Here is a 19,986-nt window from a genome sequence, read left to right as displayed (position 1 = left end):
CAATAACACAAAATAGCTAAATAGAGAGGGCGAATTTATGTGCCTAAATACGCTTTTGCTATCGCTACAAATCTGAAGTCGCCTGCGCTAACATTTCTTTGGCATGGGCAAGCGTGTTGGCTGTTATATTAACACCGCCTAACATGCGAGCAATTTCTTCAATACGCTCGGGTTCTTCAAGCAAGCGCACATTAGAGGATGTAACATCAGTAGTGTGGCTTTTGGACACGTACAGATGCTGATGGGCTTGCGCGGCCACTTGCGGCAAATGGGTTACGCACAATACTTGCCGATTTTGGCTTAAACGCCGCAGTTTTTGGCCGACAATTTCGGCAATACCGCCACCAATTCCAGAATCCACCTCGTCAAAGATCATGGTTGGGGTGCTTTTATCGTTGGCGGTGCTAACCTGAATGGCCAGACTGATGCGCGATAACTCGCCGCCAGAAGCTACTTTGGCTAAAGACTTAGGCGGTAAACCGGGATTGGCACTCACCAAAAATGTCACCGTATCCAATCCATTCAGTTTAGGTGCATCTCCATCTTGCGAGACAATATTCACCAGAAATTCGCCCTGCGCCATACCCAGTTCTTTAATAATATCCGAGATTTGTTGCTGCAATTTTTTACCCGCTTGCACACGGCTTTCAGATAATTGTGCAGCCTGTTGATCATACTGACTACGCAGTTGCTGGGCTTGTGCCGTCAGCTCAGCAATACGCTCGCCACTGTGGGTAATCGCGTGCAACTCTTGTTCTTGCTGCTCAATTACTGCGGGTAATTCTTCCGGCGCTACACGATGTTTGCGGCTGAGTTTTTGAATGATGTCCATCTGCTCTTCCAGCACTGCCATGCGCTGTGGATCAGCTTCCTGCGCTTTTATAAACCGGCGTAATTGCAGTGCCGCTTCTTCGGTTTGAATCTGCGCTTCCGATAACATCGTGCATACTTCAATTAATTCCGGTGCATAACGGCTGAGTTGCGTTAGGCTATTAATACTATGGTTTAGCATCTGGTTAACCGACTGCTGGTCGTTTTCATACAAGCTATCTACCGCTTCTTGGCCAGTCGTTAAAATTTGTTCTAGATTAGCCAGTTTGCCGTGCTCTTCCAACAAAGCCGCGTAGTTAAAATTTGCTAAGTCCAGTTGTTGCAATTCTTCTAGTTGATAACGCAGCAGTTGTTCGCGCTCGGTTTGGTCGATGCTGGCTTTTAGCAGTGCTTGCAACTCCTGGTTTGCAGTATGCCATTGCCGATAGCTGGCATTAAGGGCTTCCAGGATATGCTGATTTTTGGCGAACACATCCAGCAGCCGTCGTTGCTCATCGCTATTTAATAAGGTTAGATGTGCGTGTTGGCCATGAATTTCCACCAGCTTTTCACTGAGTTCCTGCAACGATTGCAAGGTTACCGCACGGTTGTTGATATAAGCTTTGGAGCGGCCATCGTCGTTAATGACCCGCCGAATAAAACATTGTTGCTCATCATCCAGATCATTATCTTGCAGCCATTGTTGTGCGTGGGGCGCATCGTTTAAATCAAACTCCAGGTTAACTTCGGCGCGTTTGCAATCGGGGCGTATGTAGCCGGAATCCGCACGATCACCTAGCGCCAATCCCAGGGCCGTTAATAAAATGGATTTGCCCGCGCCGGTTTCACCGGTCAGCACCGACATGCCTTTGGCTAAATCGAGATTGAGGGTTTTAACAACAGCAAGATCGGTAATACTGAGATTTAATAGCATAGTCAGCTGTGGTAGCCACTGCTCCAATTTAATTTGTTTCTAAGTATTTGGAAAAAATCATGGCCTTCAGGATGTAATATCCGTATCGGCTTAGGATCTTTTTTAATAAAGATTTTATCACTGATAAGCACATCCGGGATTTCGATGTGGTCGCAAGTGACTTGCGCGTTAATTTGCTTAGTCTGGCAAAAGCTGATTTCAATCTCTGCCGAATCATGCACTACTATAGGTCGATTAGATAAGGTATGCGGGTTCAAGGGCACTAACACCAAGGCATCTAAAGACGGGTATAAAATAGGTCCGCCAGCAGATAACGAATAGGCTGTCGATCCGGTGGGTGTTGATACGATCAGGCCATCGGAACGTTGGGAGTTTAAAAACACGCCATTAATTTTGGTGATGATTTCAATCATGCTCGGCGTTACCCAGCGGTGCACCACAACTTCATTCACGGCGGTTTCCTCGTGAATAACCCGTCCATCACGGATTATTTTGGCACGTAACAAATATCGGTGTTCCTCGGTGTAATGCCCGTGCAAAATAGCCTGTAACTTGTCTGCTAAGTCGTTTGGGGATATATCTACCAAAAAACCCAGCCGTCCCAGGTTAATGCCAATTAAAGGAATGTCATAGTCTACAATGGCGCGGGCCGCTGATAAAAACGTGCCATCGCCACCCGCCGCTATTATTAAATCACAACGCTGGCCTATTTCGTTGAGCGCACAGGTTTCTACCGATAAGTTATCAATAAACCGCTCACTGTCTTTTGCCAGCACCACTTTATAGTGGCGCTGCATCAAAAAGCCACAAAGGGCAGTTAACGTTGTGGCGATACTGGGATCTCTGAGTCTGCCAATAATACCTACGGTTTTAAAAGTAGTGTGCATCATGCAATAAAAATAAAGACAGGGCGTTTGATTATACAAAAATTCTGCTTTAAAACCATGAGTTTTGCAGAAATCTCAAAAACAGCGAACGCAGTGCATTTTCATGTGATATTTAAATAGCCCTTTATTGCTTCTTTAGGCTCCACGAGTTGAGTATTCTATACTCCACACCATGATCAGTTGAACACGATTCAAACAGATGAAAACAATCGGCATGCCAGATAATGGGTTCAAACACTAAGCTAACGGATTGTTTTGCTTTTCTGGCCAAAGTAACATGGGGCTGATAAGGACGTGGATCAATTGAAATCGTATGTTTTTGTGCAATTACTGTTAATTGTTCAACCAGTAATAAAACACTCGAACCTATTGTGCGGGAAGTCAGGCACAAAATACCAGGCTTTGACCAATAGCTGAGTTGATCGAAATTAAGATTTACTTCAGGTAATAAGATGGTTGCCGCTTCCTCCATCAGCAGGTTTTCGGTATTTATGTTTATCGCGCCTAAAAATACCAGGGTCACATGTAAATTTGCAATAGCAACGGCTTGGCTTTGTCCGTTATCGATTGCTTTTTGTAGGCATGCGCATTGTTGGCGGGTGGCGATATCCGGTGCAAGACCAAAAAATAAGCGCTTCATGGTTTTCCAAGACCTGGACTATACCTGTTGTTCTAAGGGTATAACATCTGCAATCATTGCCCATTTGCCCCCTTCAATTTAACTTTTTCAAAAAACCGCTATTCAAGCGCAATTTTTCCTTCAATACAGTGGCTGATACCGATAGCCGGTGCTTCAAGTGTCATTTTGACATCGATACACTCACAACCATTCAGTTTTCCAGATTCAATGGCTTTAATTATCGCATGTTCAATTTCACGCTGGGATGTAACACCGACAGTTTTTAGAAACTTTCTGATTTCCATATTAACGGTATCTTCATTCATTTGAACCTCCTGAGGAATATAAAAGGATAGAAAAACCAAGCTCTGAATTAACTATATACTCATTTTTAAATATTGAATAGCCGTTTTATGGCAAGCTTGAAAAGCCCAATGTGATCGGGTAAGTAATCATTATTGCCCTACTCCAACATTAATAGAATTAGCGCAATTTTAATAGGCTGCTAGCCATCTCGGTAACGGCTGGGTAGTCTATTTTGCCGGTGGCCATAACCGGTATAGCATCAACGATAAGTATTTTTTTAGGCAGCAAAATAGATGCGACACCGGGAGAAGCGTCGGAAAGTTGGCCAAGAGTGGCCTGCTTTTGTGTTGTCAATACCACGACTTGCTCACCTTTTTTGCTATCAGGCACGCTAATTGCCGCATGCAATGCCAGTGGCCAGGCATGGATTGCCAATTGTTCCACAGCCGTCAGTGATACCATTTCACCGCTGACTTTGGCAAAGCGCTTACTACGGCCCCGAATACTGATAAAACCATCATCATCAACATGGACAATGTCGCCGGTATCGTACCAGCCTTTGCCATAAATGGATTCGGGTGGAATCAGTACGCCCGGATTGTCATGCAGCAAATAACCCAACATAATATTGGGGCCTGCAACATGCAGCTTGCCAGCATCCGTTATGCCGGGGACAGGTTCAAGATTAAAAGCCATATCCGGCATAAGTCGACCTACCGTACCGGCTTTATAATCCATTGGGGTATTGACAGCAGCAACAGGGGCGGTTTCAGTCGCACCATAGCCTTCCAATATACGAATACCAAATTTATCCATCCACAACTCTCGCGTGCTGTCTTGTAATTTTTCTGCTCCGGCAACCACATAGCGCACCTTATAAAAGTCATAAGGATGGGCTTTTTTGCCATAAGCCGCCAAAAAGGTATTGGTACCGAACAAAATCGTTGTGTTCGTTTCGTAGGCCATTTCAGGAATAACCGTGTAATGACGGGGCGTAGGATAAAAGAAAGCTTTCATGCCATTAAGGATTGGCAACAAAGTGCCGACGGTAAAGCCGAAGGAATGAAACATGGGCAAGAAGTTGAGAATAACATCGTGCGCGTTAAAGCTAATACGCGCCGAAACTTGTTTGTGATTGGCCAGAATATTAGCATGGGATAGCACCACCCCTTTAGGCGTACCTTCTGAACCGGAAGTAAATAAAACGACTGCCGGATGATCTGGTGAGACGGCTTTTTTGGGATACCAAAAACAAGCTGTTCTAGCCTGTATATAAGCGATTAGCTTATCAAAACCGCTTATTTTTTCGGCCAGATCTTCCAGATAAACCAGTTTAACTTCGCTATTAAGCAGACGGGCTATCTCTTCAAATTTTCCTGCTTCAATAAATCGGCGTGAAGTTAACACGGTATTAACTGTCGCAGTTTGACAGGCGGACACCATGCCTGCGGAACCAATGGAATAGTTCATCATCGCGGGTACACGGCCATGCAGCTGCAAGCCTAACACCACACACAGCGTTTTGGTGGAGTTGGGTAAAAAAACCCCTATATTTTCACCCAATACACTCATTTTTTCTATGGCATTGCCGATAACTAGAGTGCGGGTTATTAATGCGTTATAAGACAAGGGCTGATGATCCATGTCTTCTGCAACAATATGCTTACCCCCGTGTATAGTGCGCGCTTCCAATAATCCGGCAAAAATAGTTTGCTGATAGTTGCTGGTAGCAAACATCATTTCGGTCATGATGTCTGCCAAAATGTGGCCACTGAACTTACGGCGTACTTTGCCGCGTAAATCATTCGGTGCCGCTATCCGGGTATGGGGCAAAATCTGTATGGTAATTTTTGGCAACAAGCGCAAGCGCACAATTTTGTGCGAACGAGAAAAATGCGTGTATTGCCCGCCACTAATGCGTACCGGTAAAATGGCCGCTTCTGATTTATCTGCGACCATGCCGGTACCGTCATAAATTTTCATTAGGCCACCGGTAACCGTAATGCGGCCTTCAGGAAAAATAACAGTTTTGGTATTTTTTTGCAGATGATGAATTAAATTCTTCAACGACATCGGATGGGTAGGATCCATCGGAAACACTTGGGAAAAACTTAAAAAAGGTTGTATCCACCAACGTTTGAAAATCTGGGTATTAATGGCAAAGGTAATGTCATCGGGGAAAAATAGCCACATCAGCAGTGGATCAAGAAAAGACGTATGATTGGCAACAATTAATACGCGTTCACCCGCTTTATCATAATTTTCAAAGCCCTTGACTTCTACTCGGTAAATCAACTTCAGTAGGCATCGTAAAGTTTTTTTCAACATAGGTTTCTTCCCGCTCTGGCCATAATCATCAATATTCTAGTGTAAAAATAGAATACTGATTATATAACGCTTACCAGAATTTAAACCTTATTGATGAGGAGGTTTATACAGCGTAAAGGGGGTATCTTAAAAATAGTTACGCGCCGATCTGAAGCAATGCTATTTCCCAATACAAAAACTAGAAAAGATTTTACCTAGCAAATCATCTGATGAGATCTTTCCGGTAATTTCACCCAAACTGTTTTGAGCTTGGCGCAAGTCTTCTGCCACCAGCTCTCCTGCGCGGACTTGCAATTGTTGTACAGCACTTTCGATAAAATCATACGCTTTATTAAGCGCTTCGATATGCCGTCTACGGGCAATAAACACAGTATCGGTGGATTCATTAAAGCCGACACTTTGTTTGAGATGCTGTTTTAATAAATCCATGCCCTGCCCTGTTTTAACAGACAGATAAAGATGTGTCCCTTGCGTGGTATGTTGTATTGCGGGAGATCTGCCGGTAAGATCTATTTTATTGACGACCTTGATGATCTCAATATGCTCAGGCAAGTCGCCCAATAATGATGGCTTATCAAGATCTTGCCCATCAACCAGATGTAAGATCTTGTCGGCTTTTTGAATTTCTTCGCGGGCCCGACGTATGCCTTCTTTTTCAACAATATCATCGCTATCCCACAAACCAGCCGTATCGATAATATGGAGCGGCATACCGTCTAACTGGATGCGCTCTCTTAAAATATCTCGTGTGGTGCCAGCAATAGGGGTCACAATAGCGGCATCATGGCCTGCCAGCGCATTGAGCAAGCTGGATTTGCCCGCATTAGGTTTGCCTGCTAATACAATCGTCATGCCTTCACGCAACAAGCGGCCTTGTTGGGCATTTTTCTGAATGTCTTGCAGGCTCAGCAAAAGTCGGGCAAGTCGGTTTTTGACAACACCATCGCTTAAAAAATCGATTTCTTCATCGACAAAATCAATTGCCGCTTCCACATAAATACGAAGTTCGGTTAACTCGCCAACCAAAGCGTTAATTTGCTTGGAAAACAGACCTTGCATGGATTTTTGTGCAGAACGTGCTGATTGTTCGGTACTGCATTCAATTAAATCAGCAACCGCTTCTGCTTGCGCCAAATCCAATTTGTCATTAAGGAAAGCACGCTCGGTAAATTCACCTGGATTGGCAAGTCGTGCACCTAGTGATAACACACGGCGCAGCAACATATCCAAGACAACAGAGCCGCCATGACCTTGCAATTCAAGGACATCTTCACCGGTATACGAGGCGGGAGCAGGAAAATACAAACTGATGCCTGAGTCAATGGCATTACCGTCTTGATCAAGAAAGTGATTGTATTGGGCAAGCCTTGGGGTAAGTTTTTTTTTTAGAAGGGAACCGGCTATTTCAGTAACTAATGCACCGGAAATCCGGACTATGCCCACCCCTCCGTTACCGGAGGGGGTAGCAATCGCCGCAATGGTGTCGGAGTTATTAAGCACCTACGCCGTTTTATTGATCTGCTTGGTGATATAGGTTTGTTGCGTGATTGACAAGGTATTGTTGATAACCCAGTACAACACCAAACCGGCGGGGAAAAACAGGAAGAAGATAGTAAATACGAGAGGAAACATCTTCATGATCTTAGCCTGTACGGGATCAACAGGCGCTGGATTTAAGCCTTGCTGAATTTTCATGGTAATCCCCATGATGACCGGCAATATATAGAACGGATCTTTCATGGACAAATCCTGAATCCACAACATAAACGGCGCATGTCGGAATTCAACGGTTTCACCCAGCACCCAATACAGGGACATAAATACAGGTATCTGCACCAATATGGGTAAACAACCGCCTAAAGGATTCACCTTTTCTTTTTTATACAGCGCCATCATTTCCGTGTTAAATCGCGGTCTGTCATCGGCAAAACGCTCTTGTAATTCTTTCAAGCGTGGCTGTACTTTACGCATGTTAGCCATTGATCTAAAACTTGCTTGCGATAACGGAAAAAACAGCAATTTAATACAGCAGGTCACACCAATAATCGCAAAACCCCAGTTACCGGTGATGTTATGAATTTTATTCAGCAGCCAGTAGATAGGCTTACCAATAAAGGTCAGCACCCCGTAATCAACAGTTAGCTCTAAGCCTGGCGCTACTTTTTCCATAACCGGCTGAATTTTAGGTCCCACAAACAAACGTGAAACAAAATTACTGGTTTTTCCAGGCTCAACGATTACTACCGGGGAGTAGGAGCCGATCACATATTGGCCGCTTTTCAAATACTTGGTATAAAAATGATTTTCCTCGTTAGCAGGCGGTATCCATGCCGAGGCAAAATAATGTTGGATCATAGCTGCCCATCCGCCTTGACTAGCAACATCTAGATTCTCTTCGACCATATCATCGAAGTCTACTTTTTGGTATTTTTCCTTATCCGTGTAGATAACGCCGCCATCAAACGCTTTCATACCCGTCAGCATGCCACCGCCTTTTTCTTCTTTGACGGGAAGCTTTAATAACTGACTATATTGTCTTGCCGACCAGGGCTTTGAGGAAGCATTGTTAACGCTTTGTTCTAACTCAATCGCATAGCTACCACGTGTAAAGATAAAAATCTTATTAACGACAAGCCCATTATTATCTGTCCAGGTTAAAGGTACCCTTAAAGTGTCTTGGCCAGGTTGCAAATCATAAACATCTTGTTGGCTGCTAAATATAGAATGATGATCCGGAGCCGCCGCCGCGCCACTACCAGCAATTAAACCGCTTTGAGCAATGAATATTTTTTCTGGATTTCCGTTAAGCAAACGGATGGGGGTATCGTTTTTTTCTAAGGCAGGCAAACCGAACATAGTCCGCACTTTATTAACAATGGCATTATCCTTTTCTACAGGATATTGTAATAAATCCAAATTTTGTACGCTTCCACCCTGCAAATCTATCTCAACAGCAATAACATCGGTCTTGACAGTAATCACTTTGGAAGCCGGCAAAGCGGTTATAGGTGCCGCTGATTCACTTTGCGCAGCAGGGGCTTGTGCACCCGCAGCTGTCGTCGCTGTGGGTAAATCATCTTGCGCATTCGCTAATGGCGCAGAACTTGAAATCGCTGCCACAGTCTTCGGGCCGTAATCTTTTTGCCAGTTTTCCCATAGCAAAACAACAAGAAAACCAAAAGCAATGATTAATAAAAATCTTATGTTATCCATTCTTGTTACCAAATTTTTCCGGAACGGGATCAACCCCCCCTTGATGAAAGGGGTGACATTTTAATAGTCTTTTGAAAGTCAGATAAATGCCGGTAATGGCACCAAAGCGTCGAAGCGCCTCTAGAGAATAACTTGAACAACTGGGATGGAAGCGACAATTGCTCCCAAGCAAAGGGCTGATGCAATACTGATAAAACCTTATTGTGGCTATGAGCATGATGCGCATCGGGCCACCAACTTAATCCAATGTTTTTCCAATGATTTTCTTAAAAGGTCAAGAGGCACTCCTACCGCATCTCGTCTTGCCAAAACCACAATATCCACACTTCCCAAGCCTTGCTGTATTCTGAAACTTTCCCTGACAGTTCGCTTGATAATATTTCTACACACTGCCTTTTTTATATTTTTTTTGGCAATCGCCAAGCCTAAGCGTGGGTGATCAAAATTATTTTTTTTGGCCAACAAAGTAAAGTATTGGTCACTGGATTTTACTGGATTATCAAAAACATTTTTGTATTCTGCGGGTTTTTTTAACCGTAACTTAGGCGAAAAACCAAATTTGAGACTCACCACACAATTAAGGCGGCTAAACGGTTAATTTAGCCCTGCCTTTTGCTCTGCGGGCATTTATAACTCTACGCCCACCCACTGTGGCCATGCGCGAGCGAAAACCGTGCGTTCTAGCACGTTTAATTTTACTGGGTTGATATGTTCTTTTCATTTCTTAAGCCTAGTGGAGTTTAACAAAAACAGATTAAAACGACCTTCTATGATAGAATATTCACTGAATCATGTCAATTTTATGGCGACGTGTTTTGTTGCTGTATAGTTATGCACAAAGCAAGACTTCTGACTAAATCAATACTCGTTAAGTGTTCACATGAAATCCATTTGGGATAACTGCCTTGCCAAGCTTGAAAATGAAATTTCCAGCTCAGAATTCAGTACCTGGATACGGCCTCTTCAGGTAGTCCAAGATGAAAATAAAATAAAATTATTAGCGCCCAATCGTTTTGTTCTAGACTGGGTTAAAGAACATTACCTAACTAAAATTGAAGATGCCATTGCCCAGTTTTCAAATGGCGATATGCGCTTAAATTTAGAAATTGGCTCAAAAAAAATTGCAGTATTTTCCCCCGAAAGACAGGTTACCCCCACTATACAACCTCCCCGAAATAAACCTAATTTTTTGAATAAAGCGTTTACATTTGAAAACTTTGTCGAGGGTAAATCCAATCAACTGGCAAAAGCGGCATCTTTACAAGTCTCTGAAAATATTGGCAAAGCTTATAATCCTCTACTAATTTATGGTAGCTCAGGCCTGGGGAAAACGCACATAATGCATGCAATGGGTAATGCCGTGTTAAAAAGAAATCCCTCCGCTAGAATTGTTTATCTTAACTCTGAAAAATTCGTGCAAGACATGGTTAGGGCCTTACAAAAAAATTCATTTTCCCATTTTAAAGAATATTATCGTGATATCGATGTTTTACTGATTGATGATATTCAGTTTTTCGCAGGAAAAGAACGCTCACAAGAAGAGTTTTTTCATACTTTTAACACTCTTTTGGAAAAAAAGCACCAGATTGTGCTAACGTGCGATAAGTACCCAAAAGAAATAATAGGCATTGAAGATCGTTTAAAGTCGCGATTTAGCTGGGGACTACCCGTGTCTATAGAACCTCCAGACATGGAAACAAGGGCTGCAATTTTGATGAAAAAAGCAGATTTAGCCCATGTAAAGCTTCCTCATGATGTTGCGTTTTTAATTGCTAAAAAAATCCCTTCCAATGTCCGGGATCTTGAGGGTGCATTGCGGCGAGTAATTGCCAATGCACAGTTTACAGGTCGTGAAATTACAGTAGAATTCACTAAAGAAGCTTTGCATGATTTACTTTCTTTGCAAGATAAATTAGTGAATATAAATAATATTCAAAAAGCAGTTGCTGAATATTTTAAAATTCGTATTGCGGATTTGTCGGCCAAAGGTAGGCAACAAGACATTACACGACCACGACAAATAGCAATGAGTTTGGCACGAGAATTAACATCACTCAGTCTCGTTGAAATTGGTAATGCTTTTGGGGGCAGAGATCACACAACGATAATCAATGCTTGCAAACGGGTAAATGAGCTTAAAAATTCGAATGTTAAAATCGCGGAAGATTATTCAAATTTACTGAGAACGCTAAGTCATTGATTGTGGATAACCCTGTGGATAACCCTGTGTGCAAAATGTGCATAACTTAGTTATTTCTTTAGAGACAAATTTTTACCAAAGTTACCCACATGTTATCCACAGGGTTATCCACAGGCTTATCCACAGGAAAAGTCTTTGTATTACAAGTTAAAAACAGGGTTATCCACAGGTTTTAGCCCCCTTAATAATAACAATATATATATTTATATTATTTAATTATGAAATTTACCATTACCCGAGAAGAGTTGTTAACTCCTTTGCAACATATCGTTAGCGTTATTGAAAAAAGGCAAACAATGCCTATTTTATCCAATGTTTTAATTTTTATAAAAAAAGACCAGATAATATTCACAGGGACTGACCTTGAAATCCAGTTAATTGTAACCGTGAGTATTTCTAGTGAAGCACAAGGTTCTGTCACAGTGCCGGCTCGAAAGCTTTTGGATATTTGTCGATTATTGCCACAAGGCGCACAAATTGTTTTTGAAGCAGGTGAGGGTAAAGTAAAAATAACTTCCAACAAAAGTCGGTTTTCTTTAAGTTGCTTGCCCGCAGATAATTATCCTGAGTTTTCTGAGTCAGTATTCGATCATCAATTTTTTATCAATGCTGGAAAGTTTAAAAAAGCATTGGTGAAAACAACTTTTTGCATGGCAAATCAGGATGTTAGGTATTATTTAAATGGGCTTTTATTAAATATTTCTAATAATACACTGAAATTAGTTGCCTCAGATGGTCATAGATTGTCAATTTATGAAGATCAATTGGGTCACAATACCGACATTGAAGCGCGTATCATTTTGCCACGCAAAGGGGTTTTGGAATTAATTCGTTTGCTAGATGATGCGGATGCTGAATTAAAGATTGAGTTTTCGAATAATAGCATCAGGATTTTTAATAAAAATATTGTTTTTTCAGCAAAATTGGTAGATTCGAAATACCCAGATTTTAGCAAGGTTTTTCAACAACAATTTTTTAGTTCGCTACAGATTCAAAAAAACATTTTTAAAGAGGCGTTAACACGGGTTGCAATTTTGTCGAATGAGAAATTTAAAGGTGTGACCCTCGATATTAGTTCCGGCAGTTTAAAAATTAGCACGCACAACCCAGAGCATGAAGAAGCTGAAGAAGAGTTGGTTACTGAGTATTCCGGAGAGCCTTTAGTCATTTCTTTTAATGCCCAATATTTATTAGATGCTTTAGCAAATTTGGATTCTGATATTGCTGTATTAACTATTGCTAGTAATGTAAATACTTGTTTTATTGAAGAACCCAATGAAAAAATCTATAAATTTATTGTGATGCCGATGAAGCTATAAATCATTTTGATGGCTTTATTAAAACTGAATATCTGTGGGGTAAGAAATCTTTGTAGATCTTCCATCACATTTTCGACAGCAATTAATTTTTTTTATGGGGAAAATGGTAGCGGTAAAAGTGCGCTATTAGAATCTATTTTTTTGCTGGGTCGGGCCCGATCTTTCCGTACATCTGTGATTAAATCAATTATCAATTCTGATAAGGATCAAATAACGATTTCAGGTATTGTAGCTCGAAAGAATGGAAATACCTTTTCTTTGGGGTTGCAACTTGCTGATAAAAAAAATGTTATTCAGGTTAATCATCATGGAAATCAAAAAAGATCAGATTTGGCTTATGCGTTGCCGATACAATTAATTTATCCTAAAAGCTATCAATTATTAGATTCTAGCAGCCAAATAAGAAGAGAGTTTTTAGATTGGGGTGTGTTTAATAGCAATGATTCTTTTTTGATAGTATGGAAGCGCTTTAGAAAAGCATTAACGTATCGAAATTTTTTGTTAAAAAAAAATGCGCCTAAGCAACTTGATGCCTGGAATGATGAGTTGGTTGCTTATGGCGTTGAGCTTGCTGATTTTCGTGAGCAGTATTTAAATAAATTAAACCCTGTCTTTATGAGTGTGATTCAACAGTTTTTTGACGGGGATCCCGTAGAGCTTAAGCACTTCTCTGGATGGGGTGAGGCAGTGACCTTTTCGCAAGCCCTAAGTGATGATTTAGCTAAAGATCTACGTTATGGGTTTACCCACAGTGGGCCGCATCGAGGGGATTTTCAAGTAATGTTTGATGGTAGGTTAGCAAAGAACTATGTCTCAAGAGGACAGTTGAAATTGATAGTGATAAGTTTGTTATTAGCTCAAGTTCAATTGATTATTACTGAGGGTGGCGTTCCTCCTTGTGTGCTTATTGATGATTTTGCTGCTGAGCTAGATATAAAAAACCGAAAAAAAATATTAAATTATTTGGCTCATATGAACTGCCAGGTGTTCATGACTGCTATCGAAATGGCGGATTTTGGTTCCTTGAATAGCCTTCAAAACTATAAGATGTTTCACGTGGAACATGGTAACGTGACAGCAGTGTAATGTTTCACGTGGAACATTTAACTATTAATTTAGGATAAAGTAGAAATAATCATGAGTAATAATGGTCAGTACGATAGTTCTAATATTCAAGTTTTAAAAGGATTGGACGCAGTTAGGAAGCGTCCGGGGATGTATATTGGTGATACCGATGATGGTTCTGGTTTACATCATATGGTTTTTGAAGTGGTGGATAACTCTATTGATGAAGCCTTAGCAGGGTATTGTAAAGAAGTTAAGGTTATTGTGCATTTAAATGGTTCAGTGAGTGTTTCTGATGATGGTCGCGGAATTCCTGTTGATATTCATGAGGAAGAGGGGCGTTCTGCAGCTGAAGTTATTATGACAGTGTTGCATGCAGGTGGTAAATTTGATGATAATGCATACAAAGTTTCTGGTGGTTTACATGGCGTTGGAGTTTCAGTTGTTAATGCGCTTTCCGAAGAATTGAATTTAGAAGTGCGTAAAAATGGGCGCAGATACACACAAAAATATCTCATGGGTGTACCCGTAGAGCCGTTAGCAGATGTCGGGGCTGCAGAGGGTAGTGGTACCTTGATAAATTTTAAGCCGAGTACCCAAACTTTTTCTGATGTTGAATTTCATTATGATATTTTAGCCAAGCGACTTAGGGAGTTATCGTTTTTAAATTCCGGTGTTCGTATTAGCGTGGAAGATGAACGTAATGATAAGCAAGATGTTTTTGAGTTTGAAGGTGGTATAAGTGCGTTTGTTAGGCATCTTAATAAAAACAAAACACCTTTGTTTGCAGATGTTTTTTATTTTATTGCTGAAAAAGATGGGGTAACTATAGAAGTAGCTATGCAATGGAATGACTCATATCAGGAAAATGTGTTTTGCTATACCAATAATATTCCACAGCGTGATGGCGGTAGTCACTTAGCCGGTTTCAGAGGCGCGTTAACCCGCACCATTAATCAATATATTGAGGCCTCTGGATTAGCGAAAAAAGAAAAAGTGCAAACTACCGGTGACGATGCCCGGGAAGGTTTAACTGCTGTACTTTCAGTTAAGGTACCCGATCCTAAATTTTCATCTCAAACTAAAGATAAGCTGGTTTCATCGGAAGTGAAGCCGTTAGTTGAATCTACCATGAATGAAAAACTACAAGAATTTTTGCTAGAAAAGCCACAAATTGCTAAAACGATTGTTGGTAAAATAGTTGATGCAGCGCGGGCAAGGGAGGCTGCGCGTAAAGCCAGGGAGTTGACGCGACGCAAAACAACACTCGATATAGCAGGCTTACCCGGCAAGTTGGCGGATTGTCAGGAAAAAGACCCTGCATTATCTGAGCTGTTTTTAGTGGAAGGGGATTCCGCAGGCGGTTCAGCAAAACAAGGTCGCGATCGACGTACTCAGGCGATCTTGCCATTAAAGGGCAAAATTCTTAATGTAGAAAAAGCTCGGTTTGACAAAATGATTTCCTCAGAAGAGGTTGGAACGTTAATTACGGCGTTAGGCTGTGGTATCGGTAAAGAGGAATACAATTTAGAAAAACTGAGGTATCACCGTATTATTATAATGACTGATGCGGATGTCGATGGAGCCCACATTAGAACCTTGCTACTGACTTTTTTCTATCGTCAATTGCCGGAGATTGTCGAAAAAGGCTATATCTATATTGCACAGCCACCGTTGTATAAAGTAAAAAAAGGCAAGCAGGAACACTACGTAAAAGATGATGCCCAATTAAATGAATACTTGATTCAGTTGGCTCTAGATAAAACACAGTTATTTACCGATGAAACCACGCCACCTATACGGGGACAGGGCTTGGAAAAGCTAGCAAACGAATTCATTGGTGTGGTCAATATGATTAATCGGTTGTCGCGGAAATACGATAGTGTGTTTTTAGAACAGCTGACTTATATGGCGCTGATTACTGATCAAGATCGACAGGATAAACAACAGCTGATAGCGTGGTTTGACTTACTTGAAAAGCAATTAGTAGTAAATGACAGCAATGCGCGGTTTACTATTCATCTGGATTACAATTCAGCTCATGATTTTTCGGTTACTGTTAATAAACGCCAGCATGGTATCGTCACCCAGTTTGTTTTGCCATCAACTTTTTTTGCTGGTAAGGATTATCAAAAGATAACCCAGTTTGCCCAAAATACTCAAGGGCTATTTGGTAATGATTCCTTTATACGTATGGGTGAAAGACAGCAACCGGTTGCCAATTTTAAGCAGGCATTTGAATGGATGATGAAGGAAATAAAAAAAGGTCAGCATATTCAAAGATATAAGGGGCTGGGTGAGATGAATCCCGAACAGTTGTGGGAAACAACATTAGATTCCAATAATCGCAGGCTGCTTCAGGTTAGAATTGAAGATGCGATTGCCGCCGACGAAGTATTTACCACATTAATGGGCGATGTGGTTGAGCCTCGGCGTGATTTTATTGTTAAAAATGCGCTGGATGTTGCTAATTTAGATGTCTAACCGCAATTAAGCAAGCGATGGTCCATGGCTAAATACCATCGAAAACGTAGCTAGGCACACCGTAAAATCTGATGATAGTGAACCTTTCGATAATGTTTGGATATTTACAACAACTCACTGAGATAGCGGGTTGCAGGTTACTCATTGTCACGGTAGATCCCGATTAATAATTATTCAGTAAGGGCAAAATTGTATTTTTTAGGGAAAGCTTTGTGATTGACGGAAAAAGCACTATTTAGGTTAAAATGATTTAATACCTTACCGAGACACATTCATTATGCATACACAAAAAATAGGTTTTATCGGTGGTGGAAATATGGCCACTAGTTTAATCAGTGGCTTGATTGCCAGTGGGCATCCTGCTGAGCATATTTGGGTGTCGGACATTAGTTTGGATACGTTGGCATTATTGGCTGCCAATCTACATGTGAATACTACTGCCGATAATAATGCGGTACTGACTTCGGTTGATGTCGTCGTGTTTGCTGTTAAACCGCAAATGCTAAAATCCGTTGCCACGGCCGCAGCAGCTACCGTTCAACAAAAAAATCTCCTGGTTATTTCTATTGCTGCAGGCATTAGTCAAAAAAATCTCAGTTACTGGTTAGGTGATACTAGCGCGATTGTTCGATGTATGCCTAATACTCCCGCATTAGTGCTGACAGGAGCGACCGGCTTACATGCTAATGACCAAGTTTCAGCAGAACAACGCGATTTGGCTGAAAGTATTTTGCGTGCAGTTGGTATCACGCTATGGGTTGATAGGGAAGGCCAGCTAGATGCCGTTACTGCTGTATCTGGAAGTGGTCCTGCCTATTATTTTTTGTTAATGGAAGCGATGGAAAAAGTTGCCGTAGACCTAGGTTTAACCGAAGCCACTGCACGATTACTGGTGCAGCAAACGGCGTTGGGCGCGGCTAAAATAGCACTGGAATCGTCAGAGTCGCCAGAGCAACTTCGAAGACGTGTCACTTCACCTGGCGGTACCACACAACGTGCCATAGAAGTTTTTGAGCAAGGTGGCTTTACAGGCCTAGTAGCACGTGCATTACATGCCGCAAGAGATCGTTCTATTGAAATGTCACAGCAATCGGAGAATAACTAATGACAGCATCTTATGTGGTCGATCCCCTGATTTTTATTATTGATACCTTATTGTCGTTGTATATACTGGCGGTTTTACTGCGGTTTTTACTGCAATGGTGTGGCGCTGAATTTTATAATCCGATTTCGCAGTTTTTGGTCAAGGTTACCCATCCTCCTTTGAAGCTATTACGTCGCTTTGTGCCATCTATCGGTAAGATAGATACCTCGTCGTTGGTGCTTTTACTCGGCTTACAAATGCTTTCAGATTTTTCGATACTCATTCTCAAAGGCGTCACTCTTAATATCGGTGCATTAACATTGCTATCGATTACTCAATTGATTTCATTGCTGATTAATGTTTTTATATTTGCTGTATTTGCCAGGGCTTTATTGAGTTGGCTAGACCCCGGCAGGTTTCGTGCGACGGCATCGATTTTGTTTAGCCTGACAACCCCTCTACTCGATACCTGTCGTAAATTTATTCCCGAATTGGGTGGGGTTGATTTATCACCAATGGCGGCATTATTATTGCTACAACTCAGTAAAATGGTTATTTTGCCCCCTTTGCACGAATTAGCTAATTTAATAGCGTAAAATCGCTATGGCTCGACATGTTTTATTGTTTTGTTTGAGATAGTGTGGCTGTTTTTTGTTTGTTTGCTAATGCTTATTTATTATCAAATAATTAGATTATCTATGCAAACTGGGTTAAAAAATATAAAGCAATGCAAAATATATTTACAGTTTTTTCTGTAATCAAAAAACATGTAGAAAACACAATAAGATTTTCTATCTGCTATATTTGTCACTATAATCCATACTAAGACAATGAAAAAATAGTTAATTTATGTCAAATAAAATCATGCACGCGACTTTTTTTTTCACCGGTATCTGTTGCATAATCAGCAGTCAGGTTGTTGTAGCTAAAAAAATGTACCGGTGGAAAGATGACAACAACAATACTTTCTTCTCAGATCAGGTGCCGCCAGAACAAAATCAATTTCGTAGAGATTCATTGAGCAAAGAAGGTCGGGTAATCGAGGTCACTGAAAAAGCAAAAAACAAAGAGCAGATTATTCAAGATAGACGGCTTGCAGAATTGCGTCGCGAGAAAGAAAAACTCATTGCCTATCAAGGAATTCATGATAAGGCATTGTTAAGTACCTACCATTCCAAAGAAGATTTAATGGCGGCGCTAAATACAAAGTTTAAAACACTGGATACGGAAAAAAAGATTATTGAAGGCAATTTAGCACAACTTAAATCGCTGCTTGTCTGGCAACAAAAACAAGCAGCGCTTCTTGAGCGTAATGGTAAAAAAGTGCCACAAAAATTGCTAGCCGACATGCAATCCACACAAGGGCAAATTAAAAAAACTGAACACACTACGCTTGCCAATATCGACAAAAAACAGCAAATAGAAACTGAATTCAAGGCGGATATTGATAGGTTTGTGTATCTTACTGAAACAAAGACGAGTAACCCGACAAACAAAATTGCCAGCATTATTGAGGCTAACAAGCTCGGCTTGTTTTACTGCAATAACGACCATCAATGCAATAAAGCGTGGGATATTGGTCATAAATTTGTTACATTTTATTCGACTACCGCACCGGACATTTACAACGATAAGTTGATTATGAACCGTCCACCCGCTACAGATTTTGATCTTAGCTTGTCGCTGTCCAAAATTGCGCTCAATGATGCGGACTATCAATTATTTCTGGATATACGTTGCCGTGATTCCTCCCAAGGTCGAGAGTTATGCGCCAGCCAGAAAGTCAGTGATTTACGCGCCTCTTTCAGGCCGTATATTAATAGCGCTTTAGCGAGGGCGGCTCAACAGTAAAGTGCCGACACCTTGGTTGGTAAACAATTCCAGCAATACTGCATGATCCACGCGGCCATCGATAATATGAACGCTGTGAACACCGCCTTTTAGCGCATCGGTGGCGCAGCGGGTTTTTGGGATCATACCGCCTGAAATTGTGCCATCTGCAATCAAATCATCAATATCTTTAAGTGATAACCCCGTTAATAATTCGCCCTGCTTATCTAAAATACCGGCAGTATTAGTCAATAAAATCAGTTTTTCTGCTTTTAATACCTCGGCAATTTTACCGGCCACCAAGTCGGCATTAATGTTATAGGAGTGCCCATCTTCTCCGGCACCAATCGGGGCAATAACAGGGATAAAGTCGCTATGGCTGAGCATGTCAACCGCAGCAGGATCAATACTGCTGACTTCGCCCACATAACCCAAATCAATAATTTCAGAAACATCGGTTTCAGCGGGTGGTTGTTTTTGGGTAAGTTTTCTTGCCCGAATTAAATCACCATCCTTGCCGGTTAAACCGATGGCTTTGCCGCCATGTTTGTTAATCAAGGATACGATTTCTTTATTGACTAATCCGCCCAGCACCATTTCTACCACTTCCATGGTTTCGCTGTCGGTTACCCGCATGCCGTCGACAAATCGGGTTTTAATGCTTAACTTTTCCAGCATTTGTCCAATTTGTGGGCCGCCCCCATGCACCACAACTGGATTTAAACCTACCAGTTTCATGAGTACAATATCTCTGGCAAAACTGCTTTTAAGGGCTTCATCAATCATAGCATTACCACCAAACTTAACGACGATGGTCTTGCCTTTAAAGCGTTGGATGTAGGGCAGTGCTTCTATTAAAACATCGGCTATTTGGTGGGCGGTTTTTTGTTGTAGCATGTGTTAATTT

Annotated in this window: 18 protein-coding genes; 7 read left to right on the top strand and 11 right to left on the bottom strand. The window is 41.4% G+C overall.

The features are described from left to right. Positions 1-64 precede the first annotated feature (64 nt). The 10 genes from recN to rpmH form a co-directional block, all read right to left on the bottom strand. On the bottom strand, positions 65-1,744 hold the full coding sequence (recN, locus tag ACHZC4_RS13865) for a DNA repair protein RecN (protein ID WP_394754452.1): 1,680 nt from the start codon (positions 1,742-1,744) through the stop codon (positions 65-67). Between the two features lie 2 nt (positions 1,745-1,746). Next, positions 1,747-2,631 (bottom strand): NAD(+) kinase, encoded by an 885-nt coding sequence (locus tag ACHZC4_RS13860; RefSeq protein ID WP_394754534.1) that lies wholly within the window; start codon positions 2,629-2,631, stop codon positions 1,747-1,749. Between the two features lie 124 nt (positions 2,632-2,755). Continuing rightward, positions 2,756-3,271: an RNA 2',3'-cyclic phosphodiesterase gene (gene thpR, locus ACHZC4_RS13855; protein WP_394754451.1), complete on the bottom strand. Its 516-nt coding sequence runs from the start codon at positions 3,269-3,271 to the stop codon at positions 2,756-2,758. A gap of 98 nt (positions 3,272-3,369) precedes the next feature. Next, complete coding sequence (locus ACHZC4_RS13850; RefSeq protein ID WP_394754450.1) at positions 3,370-3,576, bottom strand: DUF6494 family protein; 207 nt, start codon at positions 3,574-3,576, stop codon at positions 3,370-3,372. Between the two features lie 157 nt (positions 3,577-3,733). Continuing rightward, positions 3,734-5,884, bottom strand: a complete 2,151-nt coding sequence (locus ACHZC4_RS13845) for an AMP-binding protein (RefSeq protein ID WP_394754449.1) — start codon at positions 5,882-5,884, stop codon at positions 3,734-3,736. 159 nt (positions 5,885-6,043) lie between these two features. After that, positions 6,044-7,384, bottom strand: a complete 1,341-nt coding sequence (mnmE, locus tag ACHZC4_RS13840) for a tRNA uridine-5-carboxymethylaminomethyl(34) synthesis GTPase MnmE (protein WP_394754448.1) — start codon at positions 7,382-7,384, stop codon at positions 6,044-6,046. Continuing rightward, a complete protein-coding gene (gene yidC / locus ACHZC4_RS13835; RefSeq protein WP_394754447.1) occupies positions 7,385-9,097 on the bottom strand; it encodes a membrane protein insertase YidC in 1,713 nt (570 codons plus the stop codon). It lies immediately after the preceding gene. After that, positions 9,090-9,323, bottom strand: coding sequence for a membrane protein insertion efficiency factor YidD (yidD, locus tag ACHZC4_RS13830; protein ID WP_394754446.1), 234 nt, complete (start codon positions 9,321-9,323; stop codon positions 9,090-9,092). Before yidD ends, yidC begins: the two co-directional genes overlap by 8 nt. Continuing rightward, positions 9,305-9,667, bottom strand: a complete 363-nt coding sequence (gene rnpA, locus ACHZC4_RS13825; RefSeq protein ID WP_394754445.1) for a ribonuclease P protein component — start codon at positions 9,665-9,667, stop codon at positions 9,305-9,307. Before rnpA ends, yidD begins: the two co-directional genes overlap by 19 nt. A gap of 16 nt (positions 9,668-9,683) precedes the next feature. Further along, positions 9,684-9,818: a 50S ribosomal protein L34 gene (gene rpmH, locus ACHZC4_RS13820; RefSeq protein ID WP_394754444.1), complete on the bottom strand. Its 135-nt coding sequence runs from the start codon at positions 9,816-9,818 to the stop codon at positions 9,684-9,686. A 159-nt stretch (positions 9,819-9,977) separates the two neighbouring features. Here rpmH and dnaA point away from each other — a divergent pair, with 159 nt between their 5' ends. The 7 genes from dnaA (at position 9,978) to ACHZC4_RS13785 (ending at position 19,100) form a co-directional block, all read left to right on the top strand. Further along, positions 9,978-11,297 (top strand): chromosomal replication initiator protein DnaA, encoded by a 1,320-nt coding sequence (dnaA, locus tag ACHZC4_RS13815; protein ID WP_394754443.1) that lies wholly within the window; start codon positions 9,978-9,980, stop codon positions 11,295-11,297. 218 nt (positions 11,298-11,515) lie between these two features. Next, positions 11,516-12,616 carry a DNA polymerase III subunit beta gene (dnaN, locus tag ACHZC4_RS13810; RefSeq protein ID WP_394754442.1) on the top strand — a complete coding sequence of 367 codons (1,101 nt, stop codon included), beginning with the start codon at positions 11,516-11,518 and terminating at the stop codon, positions 12,614-12,616. A 9-nt stretch (positions 12,617-12,625) separates the two neighbouring features. Continuing rightward, on the top strand, positions 12,626-13,702 hold the full coding sequence (recF, locus tag ACHZC4_RS13805) for a DNA replication/repair protein RecF (RefSeq protein ID WP_394754441.1): 1,077 nt from the start codon (positions 12,626-12,628) through the stop codon (positions 13,700-13,702). A 51-nt stretch (positions 13,703-13,753) separates the two neighbouring features. Continuing rightward, a complete protein-coding gene (gene gyrB, locus ACHZC4_RS13800) occupies positions 13,754-16,165 on the top strand; it encodes a DNA topoisomerase (ATP-hydrolyzing) subunit B (RefSeq protein WP_394754440.1) in 2,412 nt (803 codons plus the stop codon). A 277-nt stretch (positions 16,166-16,442) separates the two neighbouring features. Then, complete coding sequence (proC, locus tag ACHZC4_RS13795) at positions 16,443-17,270, top strand: pyrroline-5-carboxylate reductase (protein WP_394754439.1); 828 nt, start codon at positions 16,443-16,445, stop codon at positions 17,268-17,270. Beyond that, on the top strand, positions 17,270-17,845 hold the full coding sequence (locus tag ACHZC4_RS13790) for a YggT family protein (protein ID WP_394754438.1): 576 nt from the start codon (positions 17,270-17,272) through the stop codon (positions 17,843-17,845). The genes proC and ACHZC4_RS13790 overlap by 1 nt, the downstream gene beginning before the upstream one ends. Positions 17,846-18,098: 253 nt before the next feature. Next, positions 18,099-19,100, top strand: coding sequence for a hypothetical protein (locus tag ACHZC4_RS13785; protein WP_394754437.1), 1,002 nt, complete (start codon positions 18,099-18,101; stop codon positions 19,098-19,100). On the opposite strand, the gene argB is transcribed toward ACHZC4_RS13785, so the two are convergent. Beyond that, positions 19,077-19,976: an acetylglutamate kinase gene (gene argB, locus ACHZC4_RS13780; RefSeq protein ID WP_394754435.1), complete on the bottom strand. Its 900-nt coding sequence runs from the start codon at positions 19,974-19,976 to the stop codon at positions 19,077-19,079. The two genes, ACHZC4_RS13785 and argB, sit on opposite strands and share 24 nt — an antisense overlap. Between the last annotated feature and the right edge of the window lie 10 nt (positions 19,977-19,986).

Origin of the sequence: Crenothrix sp. (assembly GCF_043729335.1) — a bacterium.
Lineage (GTDB): Bacteria > Pseudomonadota > Gammaproteobacteria > Methylococcales > Methylomonadaceae > Crenothrix.
This window is presented reverse-complemented; position numbering and strand designations above follow the sequence as displayed.